At 64.7% G+C, this 10,132-nt stretch carries 9 protein-coding genes; 3 read left to right on the plus strand and 6 right to left on the minus strand.

All coding sequences use genetic code 11. The annotated features are described in order from the left end of the window. From AC1DN0_RS38905 to AC1DN0_RS38930, 6 genes are all read right to left on the minus strand, one after another. Positions 1–308, minus strand: a 308-nt coding sequence (locus tag AC1DN0_RS38905) for an asparaginase domain-containing protein (protein ID WP_477146504.1), incomplete at its 3' end; no start/stop codon positions are given. A 267-nt stretch (positions 309–575) separates the two neighbouring features. Next, entirely contained in the window at positions 576–1,766 is a 1,191-nt protein-coding gene (gene prpF / locus AC1DN0_RS38910) for a 2-methylaconitate cis-trans isomerase PrpF (RefSeq protein ID WP_441637458.1), read from the minus strand. A gap of 78 nt (positions 1,767–1,844) precedes the next feature. Then, positions 1,845–4,442 carry a Fe/S-dependent 2-methylisocitrate dehydratase AcnD gene (gene acnD / locus AC1DN0_RS38915; RefSeq protein ID WP_477146505.1) on the minus strand — a complete coding sequence of 866 codons (2,598 nt, stop codon included), beginning with the start codon at positions 4,440–4,442 and terminating at the stop codon, positions 1,845–1,847. Between the two features lie 107 nt (positions 4,443–4,549). Beyond that, positions 4,550–5,713 (minus strand): bifunctional 2-methylcitrate synthase/citrate synthase, encoded by a 1,164-nt coding sequence (gene prpC, locus AC1DN0_RS38920; RefSeq protein ID WP_477146506.1) that lies wholly within the window; start codon positions 5,711–5,713, stop codon positions 4,550–4,552. Positions 5,714–5,831: 118 nt separating this feature from the next. Then, positions 5,832–6,812, minus strand: a complete 981-nt coding sequence (locus AC1DN0_RS38925; protein WP_441635727.1) for an HpcH/HpaI aldolase/citrate lyase family protein — start codon at positions 6,810–6,812, stop codon at positions 5,832–5,834. A 121-nt stretch (positions 6,813–6,933) separates the two neighbouring features. Next, positions 6,934–7,917, minus strand: a complete 984-nt coding sequence (locus tag AC1DN0_RS38930) for a malate dehydrogenase (RefSeq protein WP_276290632.1) — start codon at positions 7,915–7,917, stop codon at positions 6,934–6,936. 340 nt (positions 7,918–8,257) lie between these two features. Here AC1DN0_RS38930 and AC1DN0_RS38935 point away from each other — a divergent pair, with 340 nt between their 5' ends. From AC1DN0_RS38935 to sdhD, 3 genes are all read left to right on the plus strand, one after another. Beyond that, complete coding sequence (locus AC1DN0_RS38935; protein WP_477102346.1) at positions 8,258–9,082, plus strand: GntR family transcriptional regulator; 825 nt, start codon at positions 8,258–8,260, stop codon at positions 9,080–9,082. A gap of 260 nt (positions 9,083–9,342) precedes the next feature. After that, positions 9,343–9,750 (plus strand): succinate dehydrogenase, cytochrome b556 subunit, encoded by a 408-nt coding sequence (gene sdhC, locus AC1DN0_RS38940; RefSeq protein WP_045242017.1) that lies wholly within the window; start codon positions 9,343–9,345, stop codon positions 9,748–9,750. 13 nt (positions 9,751–9,763) lie between these two features. Beyond that, a complete protein-coding gene (gene sdhD / locus AC1DN0_RS38945) occupies positions 9,764–10,129 on the plus strand; it encodes a succinate dehydrogenase, hydrophobic membrane anchor protein (RefSeq protein ID WP_006161623.1) in 366 nt (121 codons plus the stop codon). The last annotated feature ends 3 nt before the right edge of the window (positions 10,130–10,132 follow it).

The raw sequence follows: 10,132 nt of genomic DNA on the forward strand, positions 1-10,132 counted from the left end.
CCGATCTGGAAGACCTGCTCGCCCTTGACGTTGGCGACCTTCGAGATTTCCGGGACCGAGGCGATGATCTTGTCCACCGGCACCACGGCCGACTGGTAGGCCGCGGTATTGGTGGCGGCAGCGCCGGCGCCGGCGATGGTGCCGCCGGTGCCGATAATGACGATATTGGCCTTGCGGGCTTCGCTGGGGGCGCTGGCCTGCGTCGGCGCGGCGGCGGACGGGGCAAGCTGCGCATGGGCGGCGCCGGTGGTCAGGCTGGCGGCGAGCAGCAGGGCGCCGATGGTGGTGAGACGGGCAAAGCGTTTCATGATTCTCCTCGTATAGGCACGACTGAACAGCACCTTTTGGGTGTCTGCGTCGTCTATCGGTCTTCGCAATCCGGCCGGCCCGGGCCTGACTTACAGGTGTCTGGCCAGCGGAGGGTGAACTATACGAGAGGGTGGTCAAATGTGTCGACATTTGCGGATTCGGGGTTTTCCCGAGGCGGGAGGCGGACGGCAGGCACAAAAAAGCCCGGCAAAAGCCGGGCTCCATGCGCGCCGCGGGCCGTCCATCGGCCACTGCGTCAGCGTGCTTCAGAACGCATCGCCGGGCACGCGCACCCATCCTTCCATCAGCACCCGGGCGCTGCGGCTCATGATGGCCTTGGTCACGGTCCATTCGCCGTTGACCTGCGTGGCTTCCGCGCCCACACGCAGGGTGCCCGACGGATGGCCGAAGCGCACGGCATTGCGCTCGCCACCGCCGGCGGCGAGATTGACCAGCGTGCCCGTGATGGCCGCGGCGGTGCCGATGGCCACGGCGGCCGTGCCCATCATGGCGTGATGCAGCTTGCCCATGGACAGGGCGCGCACCAGCAGGTCGACGTCGCCGGCGGCAACCTGCTTGCCGCTGGACGCAACATAGGCGGCTGGCCTGGCGACAAAGGCCACCTTCGGCGTGTGCTGCCGGGTAGCGGCTTCGCCGATATCCTTGATCAGACCCATGCGCACCGCGCCGTGGGCGCGGATGGTCTCGAACATCGCCAGCGCCCTGGGGTCGCCGTTGATGGCGTCCTGCAGTTCGGTGCCTTTGTAGCCGATGGCTTCCGCGTCCAGGAAGATGGTCGGGATGCCGGCATTGATCATGGTGGCCTTCAGCGTGCCGACGCCGGGAACCTCGAGATCGTCGATCAGGTTCCCGGTGGGGAACATGGCGCCGCCGGCGCCGTCCTCCTCGGCTGCGGGATCCATGAATTCCAGCTGGACTTCGGCGGCGGGGAAGGTCACGCCGTCGAGTTCGAAGTCACCGGTTTCCTGCACGGCGCCATTGGTGATCGGCACGTGCCCGATGATGGTCTTGCCGATGTTGGCCTGCCAGATGCGCACGATGGCCATGCCGTTTTGCGGGATGCGGCTGGGGTCGACCAGCCCGGCGCTGATGGCGAAGGGCCCGACGGCGGCGGAGAGATTGCCGCAGTTGCCGCTCCAGTCGACGAACGGCTGGTCGATGGAGACCTGGCCGAACAGGTAATCGACGTCGTGATCGGGCTTGCTGCTTTTGGAGAGGATGACGGTCTTGCTGGTGCTGGAGGTAGCGGCACCCATGCCGTCGATCTGCTTGCCGTAAGGGTCCGGGCTGCCGATGACGCGCATCAGCAGCGCATCGCGGGCCGCACCCGGCACCTGCGCGGCGTCAGGCAAATCCTGCAGGCGGAAGAACACGCCCTTGCTGGTGCCGCCACGGATGTAGGTGGCGGGAATCTTGATCTGGGGTACGTGGGCCATGGATAGTTTGTCCTGGTGAAAACGGGCGGTACGTCGCCGTACCGCCCGAACACGATGCACGAAGCCGTCAGCCCGTGCTTACGCAGCTGCCTTCGACGATTCGAGGAAGTCCTGCGCGAAGCGCTGCAGCACGCCGCCGGCTTCGTAGATCGACACTTCTTCCGCGGTATCGAGGCGGCAGGTCACGGGGACTTCCACACGCTCGCCGTTCTTGCGGTGGATGACCAGAGTGAGGTCGGTCCGGGGCTTGCGCTCGCCGATCACATCGTAGGTCTCGGTGCCGTCGATGCCCAGCGTGGCGCGGTTCACGCCCGGCTTGAACTCCAGCGGCAGCACGCCCATGCCGAYCAGGTTGGTGCGGTGGATSCGCTCGAAGCCTTCGGCGGCAATGGCCTCCACGCCAGCCAGGCGCACGCCCTTGGCGGCCCAGTCGCGCGAGGAGCCCTGGCCRTAGTCGGCRCCGGCGATCACGATCAGCGGYTGCTTGCGCKCCATGTAGGTYTCGATSGCTTCCCACATGCGGGTGACCTYGCCTTCSGGCTCSACGCGGGCGAGCGAGCCTGCCTTCATCTTGCCGTCCACCACCACCATTTCATTCTTCAGGGTGGGGTTGGCRAASGTCGCMCGCTGCGCGGTRAGGTGRTCGCCGCGGTGGGTCGCGTAGGARTTGAAGTCCTCCTCGGGCAGGCCCATCTTCGCCAGGTACTCGCCGGCGGCGCTATCGAGCATGATGGCGTTGGACGGCGACAGGTGGTYGGTGGTGATGTTGTCGCCCAGCACCGCCAGCGGGCGCATGCCCGTGAGCGCGCGTTCGCCGGCCAGCGCACCTTCCCAGTACGGCGGGCGGCGGATGTAKGTGCTCWKCKSGCGCCAGTCGTACAGCGGGCTGACCTTTTCGCCGGTGTCGGCGGTCACGGCGAACATCGGCTCGTACACCTTGCGGAATTGCTCCGGCTTCACGCTGGCGGCTACGACGGCGTCGATTTCCGCATCGGTCGGCCAGATGTCCTTCAGGGTCACCGGCTTGCCATTGGCGTCCGTGCCCAGCACATCCTTCTCGATATCGAAGCGGATGGTGCCGGCAATGGCGTATGCCACCACCAGCGGCGGCGAGGCCAGGAAGGCCTGCTTGGCATACGGGTGGATACGGCCGTCGAAGTTCCGGTTGCCGGACAGCACGGCGGTGGCGTACAGGTCGCGGTCCACGACTTCCTTCTGGATCACCGGATCCAGCGCGCCGGACATGCCGTTGCAGGAGGTGCAGGCATAGGCCACGACGCCAAAGCCCAGTTGTTCCAGTTCCGGCAGCAGGCTGGCTTCTTCCAGGTACAGCGTGACAGCCTTGGAGCCAGGCGCCAGCGAGCTTTTCACCCACGGCTTGCGGGTCAGGCCAAGCTGGTTGGCGTTGCGTGCCAGCAGGCCGGCGGCCACCATGTTGCGCGGGTTGTTGGTGTTGGTGCAGCTGGTGATGGCGGCGATGATCACGGCGCCGTCCGGCATCAGGCCGGGCTCGTTCTCGACCTTGCCGCTGATGCCGCGCGCGGCCAGTTCGGACGTCGSCACGCGCTTGTGCGGGTTGGACGGGCCGGCSATRTTGCGYACCACCGAGGACAGGTCGAACTTCAGCACGCGCGGGTACTCGGCGTGCTCCAGGCTGTCCGCCCACAGGCCGGCTTCCTTGGCATACGTCTCCACGAGCTTGACCAGTGCTTCGTCACGGCCGGTGAGCCGGAGGTACTTGATGGTCTGCTSGTCGATGTAGAACATCGCSGCGGTGGAGCCGAACTCCGGCGCCATGTTGGAAATGGTGGCGCGRTCGCCCAGCGTCAGGTGGGTGGTGCCTTCGCCGAAGAATTCGAGGTAGGACGACACGACCTTTTCCTTGCGCAGGAATTCGGTCAGGGCCAGCACGGTGTCCGTCGCGGTGATGCCCGGYTGCRGCTTGCCGGTCAGCTCSACGCCGAYGMTKTCCGGCAGGCGCATCCASGAGGCGCGGCCSAGCATCACGCTTTCSGCTTCCAGRCCGCCRACRCCGATGGCGATCACGCCCAGGGCGTCCACCATCGGGGTGTGGGAGTCGGTGCCGACCAGCGTGTCGGGGAAGGCCACGCCGTCTTTTACCTGCACCACCGGGCTCATGCGCTCGAGGTTGATCTGGTGCAGGATGCCGTTGCCCGGCGGAATGACGTCGACGTTCTTGAACGCCTTCTTGGTCCAGTTGATGAAATCGAAACGGTCTTCGTTGCGGCGGTCTTCGATGGCGCGGTTCTTCGCGAACGCATCGGGATCGAAGCCACCGCACTCGACGGCCAGCGAGTGGTCCACCACCAGCTGCGTCGGCACCACCGGGTTGACCATGACCGGATCGCCGCCCTGGGCCGCGATCGCGTCACGCAGGCCGGCGAGGTCCACCAGTGCGGTCTGGCCCAGGATGTCATGGCAGACCACGCGCGCCGGGAACCAGGGGAAATCCAGTTCCTGCTTGCGTTCGATGAGCTGCTTGAGGGAATCGGTCAGCGTTGCCGGGTCGCAGCGGCGCACGAGGTTCTCGGCCAGCACGCGCGACGTGTACGGCAGCTTGTCATAGGCGCCCGCCTGGATCGCGTCGACCGCGGCGCGCGTGTCGAAGAAATCCAGCTGGGTGCCGGGCAGCGGTTTGCGGTTTGCAGTGTTCATTTTGTAGGGAAGAAAGAGAGTAATGATCAGGGGGTAGCGGCCGTGCTTCGCGGCCGGCTACCCCCTCTCCCACGGGCGGTACAGGGGAGCAAACCGGCAGCCGGGTGTTACTTGCGATCCTTGATCGGCACGAACTTCAGGTTCTCCGGACCAGTGTAGTTGGCGCTGGGGCGGATGATCTTGTTGTCGATGCGCTGCTCGACGATGTGGGCAGCCCAGCCGGAGGTCCGCGAGATCACGAACAGCGGCGTGAACATGGCGGTCGGSACGCCCATCATGTGGTAGCTCACGGCGCTGAACCAGTCCAGGTTGGGGAACATYTTCTTGATGTCCCRCATGGTCGTTTCCAGCCGTTCGGCGATGTCGAACATCTTGGTCGAGCCGGCGTCCTTCGACAGGCGGCGCGCCACGTCCTTGATGATCTGGTTGCGCGGGTCGCTGATGGTGTACACCGGGTGGCCGAAACCRATCACCACTTCCTTGTTTTCCACGCGGCGCACGATGTCGGCCTGGGCTTCGTCGGGGCTGTCGTAGCGCTTCTGGATCTCGAACGCCACTTCGTTGGCGCCGCCGTGCTTGGGGCCGCGCAGCGCGCCGATGGCGCCGCTGATCGACGAGTACATGTCCGAGCCCGTGCCGGCGATCACGCGGGCGGTGAAGGTGGAGGCGTTGAACTCGTGCTCGGCGTACAGGTTGAGCGAAGTGTGCATCGCACGTTCCCACTGCGCCGACGGCTTCTGGCCGTGCAGCAGGTGCAGGAAGTGGCCGCCGATGGAGTCGTCGTCGGTCTCGACCTCGATGCGCTTGCCGTTGTGGCTGTAGTGGTACCAGTACAGCAGCATGGAGCCGAGGCTGGCCATCAGGCGGTCGGCGATRTCGCGCGCGCCKGGGGTGTTGTGGTCGTCCTTTTCCGGCAGCACGGTGCCGAGCACGGACACGCCGGTGCGCATCACGTCCATCGGGTGGGCGCTGGCGGGCACCCATTCGAGCGCGGCCTTGACGTTGGCGGGCAGGCCGCGCAGGGCCTTGAGCTTGGCCTTGTAGGCGGTGAGTTCGGCGCGGGTGGGGAGCTTGCCGTGCACCAGCAGGTGGGCGATCTCTTCGAACTCGCAGGTCTCGGCGATGTCGATGATGTCGTAGCCRCGGTAGTGCAGGTCGTTGCCGGTACGGCCGACCGTGCATAGCGCTGTATTGCCGGCGGTCACGCCCGACAGGGCGACGGATTTCTTCGGCTTAGGGGTGTTCTGCGGGACTGGCTGCTGCTCTGACATCGTGTCTCCTGTCTGGCCTCTCACCCGCGCCTGGCCCGGGCTGGACCCTGTGTCATAGGGTGGTCATTGCCTGGGCGCACCGCGCAAATGCCGCGCGATGCCACGCCCCAGGCAGCGTTCATGCAAAAAAGCGGTCCAGCACATTGCCCGGCAGGCCGGCGCCGGTGGCATGCGCACGCTGCAGCAGCGACCAGTAATAGCGGTAGCTGGCGCGGTCGTGCAACTGGCCCTGGTGGCGGATCGGCGCCCAGTTGTTCTCGTAGGCGGCCATCAGTATCTCGCTGGCCGCGCCGATCTCCGCGCCGCCAGGGCGGAAGGCCGCCACGATCGGCTGGATCTGGCTGGGGTGGATGCTCCACTTGCGCAGGTAGCCGAACTCGGCACGCGCCCGTATCGCATCGTCTCCAGCGCGCGCGGGCTGCTCGATATCGGTGCTGACATTGTGCGACGGCACTTTGCCATGACGATGGCAGGCTGCCGAGATCTCGAGCATGGCACGCCGGATCAGCGGGTGCTCGAACTGCTGCGGCGAGCGCATGGCTTCGCCCGGAATGGCACCGTGGTGCGCCGAGACGAAATCCATCAAGCCGAAGCTGAGGCATTCCACCTGCACCAGCCGGGCGATATCGAAAGCCTGCTCCAGCGCGGCGTGCGTCTCTATCAGCACATGAATGGGGATGTGGCGCGCAATGCCGGCCGCGCGCGCGGCCTGGTTGACGTGGTCGGTGACGCGGGCGACCTCCACCACGTCGGTTACCTTGGGCACGACCACATAGGCCAGGCGGGCGCCGGCACTGCCGACCAGGATGTCGATGTCCTGGCGCCAGCTGGCATGGGCAGGGTCGTGTACGCGAACGCCCACGCGGTTGAAGCGGTTCAGCGGGCCGTTGATGAGGCGAGCGCACAATTCGGCGTGATCGCGCTCCAGGCCCACGGCGGCGCCGTCTTCGCAGTCGAAAGTGATATCGAACACGGGCCCAAGCTCTTGCTGCAGGGCAAGCGATTTCAGCATCAGCTTTTCGCTGCCGGCATAGTGGTCGCAGACCGGCAGTTGCGTCGGAATGGCTTCGCCCTGGAACAAGACCTCGGAAGGATGCACTTTATTCAATCGGATAGCGGTTGGGGGAGGGAAGGGCGGGGCGCCAGAATGAAAAAACCGGAGCCCGCGCCGATTCGTGAATCGTTGCGGGGCTCCGGCTTAGTCATTGGCGGTGCCTGGATCAGCCGAGCAGATGCTGCACGCCGGCACGCTCTTCTTCCAGTTCCTTGAGCGTGATGTTGATCTTTTCCCGGCTGTAGGCGTCGACTTCAAGGCCCTTGACCATTTCATACTTGCCGTTGGCGGTGGTCACCGGGAAGCCGAACATGGTGTCCTCGGGGATGCCGTAGGAACCGTCGGACGGGATGCCCATGGTGACCCACTTGCCGTTCGAGCCCAGGACCCAGTCATGCACGTGGTCGATGGCGGCGTTGGCGGCCGAAGCTGCCGACGACAGGCCACGCGCCTCGATGATGGCGGCGCCGCGCTTGCCGACGGTCGGGAGGAACACGTCATTGTTCCAGGCGTGGTCGTTGATCAGGTCCTTGACGCTCTGGCCGTCGACGGTCGCGTAGCGGTAGTCGGCGTACATGGTCGGGCTGTGGTTGCCCCAGACGAACATCTTCTCGATCGACGCGACAGGCTTGCCGGTCTTGGCGGCGATTTGCGACAGGGCACGATTGTGATCCAGGCGCAGCATGGCGGTGAAGTTCTCCTTGGGCAGGCTCGGAGCCGACTTCATCGCGATATAGGCGTTGGTATTGGCCGGGTTGCCGACCACCAGCACCTTGATGTCGCGGGCGGCGACTTCGTCCAGTGCCTTACCCTGCACCGTGAAGATCTGGGCGTTGGCTTCGAGCAGGTCCTTGCGCTCCATGCCCTTGCTGCGCGGACGGGCACCGACCAGCAGCGCGACGTTGGCATCCTTGAACGCGACCTTGGGATCGTCGGTGATCACCACGCCGGCCAGCAGCGGGAATGCGCAATCTTCCAGTTCCATCACCACGCCCTTGACGGCGGCCTGGGCTTGCGGGAGGTCGAGCAGTTGGAGGATGACCGGCTGGTCTTTGCCGAGCATGTCGCCATTGGCAATGCGGAACAGCAGGGAGTAGCCGATCTGGCCAGCGGCGCCGGTGACTGCGACGCGCATTGGGGCTTTAGCCATGAGTAATTCTCCAAACAAGAAGAGGGGGAAACTGGTCGGTGGCGAGCCGGACGGGGGTCCGGACGTCACCGGGTGCGGATTTGTCGCCACGGCGGCAGGCGGCAATCCACCGGCGCGCTGCTAACGATGCCGACTGGAGAGAGCCACAACGGGTCATGGGGTGCGACAAAGCGTAAGTCTACTGCGAAGAGGGGTGCCGTATCCAGAGTGGATGCCAGCGTGAAACCTGCGGGAGTGTAGGCCGGCTCAATTGTGTTGTCAATTCATATGTCTTATATAAGACATAAGACATTTGATGTCGGGCTGGACGCCCTTTGCCATTTTGTGGTGAAATTCGGTTATGTCATCCCTGCCCCCGTCCCTCGCCGGCACTGCCGTTGCTGCAGTGCAGGATAACGGCGCCGCTGCGCCCGGCGCCGGGACGCAGCCGTCCGCGGCCGCCGCGGCCTCGCCTACGTTCAGCCCGCTCTATCAGCAGATCAAGGCGCTCATCACGCAGAGCCTGCAGTCCGGCGAATGGAAGCCAGGCGAAATGATCCCCAGCGAGATGGACCTTGCCGCGCGCTACAAGGTCAGCCAGGGCACCGTGCGCAAGGCGATCGACGAACTCGCGGCCGAGAACCTGGTCGCGCGCCGGCAGGGCAAGGGCACCTTTGTCACGACGCACCACGAGGATGGCGTGAAGTTCCGCTTCCTGCGCCTGGTGCCGGACGAGGGCGAGCCGCATTATGGCGCAAGCCAGGTGCTGGAGTGCAAGCGCCTGCGCGCGCCGGCCGAAATCGCACGCCTGCTGGAGATCCGCACCGGCGATAGCGTGGTGCAGATCCGCCGCGTGCTGTTTTTCTCCGGCGAAGCCACGGTGCTGGACGAAATCTGGCTGCTGGGTACCAACTTCAAGGGCCTGACCGCCGAAAAGCTGACCGAATGGAAGGGGCCGATGTATGCGCTGTTCGAGGCCGAATTCGGCACGCGCATGATCCGGGCCACCGAGAAAATCCGCGCCGTGGCGGCAGATAGCGCCACCGCCACCCTGCTGTCCGTCGATGCGGGGACGCCGCTTTTGTCCGTCGAGCGGGTCTCGTTCACCTATGGCGACCGGCCCGTCGAGGTCCGGCGGGGGCTGTACGTCACTACCCGGCACTATTATCAGAACGATTTGAGCTGAGCTGCCGTGTGGAAATGCGGGTGGATTATTGCCGACGCCGCCACGGCGGACCCCGCCGTTGCGCAAAGCGGGGGAGATTACCGGGCGGCGTGGTTGCGTTCGATTGTCGGGCACGCCATGTTGGTGCGCGATAGCTGAAAATTATTGGTGCGCCGCGCAACAAAGGCGCTAAAATTATCGGGATTTGCTCCGGCTGCATCCATTTGCATCCAGAGCGCTCAGTAGTTTTGTTTTTTGTTTACCGCAAAATGGGGTCTCGCATGGCTGAAGCCAAACAAGCCAGGCCGGAGTTCCGGAACATCCATGTGACGCAGCTGGCGCGTTACAGGTTGCCCTGGGCCGGCAAGGTGTCCATCCTGCATCGCGCAAGCGGTGCTCTGATGTTCCTCCTCCTTCCTTTCGTCCTGTATCTCTTCGAGCAGAGCGTCACTTCCGAACTGAGTTTCGCAAAGTTCTCGGCGCTGCTGTCCGGTGGCTTCGTCAAGCTGGTTCTGCTGGCCCTGATCTGGGGTTACCTGCACCACTTCTGCGCTGGCATCCGTTTCCTGCTGCTCGACGTGCACGTCGGTGTGACCAAGGCCGCTTCGGCCAAGTCCGCTGTCTCCGTGCTGATCATCAGCCTGTTGCTCACCGCGGTGTTCGGCCTGAAGCTGTTCGGCCTGTTCTGAGGAGAGAGTCAACGTGGCAAATAATAATATCGGTCCCAAGCGTCTGGTCGTCGGTGCGCACTACGGTCTGAAAGACTGGCTCGCGCAGCGCGTCACCGCTGTCATCATGGTGGTCTTCACCGTCGTGCTGGCAGTCGCCTTCCTGCTCTCGAACGGCGCTTCCTACGAAGCGTGGGCAGGTCTCTTCGCCAACCAATGGATGAAGATCATCACGTTCCTCACCATCCTGTCGCTGCTGTTTCACGCCTGGATTGGCGTGCGCGACATCTGGATGGACTATGTGAAGCCGATGGCCGTGCGCCTCGTGCTGCAAGTTCTTACGATTCTGTGGCTCGTCGGTTGCGCGGGCTACGCAGCTCAGATTCTCTGGAGGGTGTAATAA

The sequence above is a fragment of the Cupriavidus sp. 05N39 genome, assembly GCF_056397325.1.

Bases quoted from the DNA above. Each gene is read 5' to 3' on its own strand.
- sdhC (WP_045242017.1), top strand. From the start codon at position 9,343: ATGGCTGAAGCCAAACAAGCCAGGCCGGAGTTCCGGAACATCCATGTG.
- AC1DN0_RS38935 (WP_477102346.1), top strand. From the start codon at position 8,258: ATGTCATCCCTGCCCCCGTCCCTCGCCGGCACTGCCGTTGCTGCAGTG.
- prpF (WP_441637458.1), bottom strand. From the start codon at position 1,766: ATGGCCCACGTACCCCAGATCAAGATTCCCGCCACCTACATCCGTGGC.
- AC1DN0_RS38930 (WP_276290632.1), bottom strand. From the start codon at position 7,917: ATGGCTAAAGCCCCAATGCGCGTCGCAGTCACCGGCGCCGCTGGCCAG.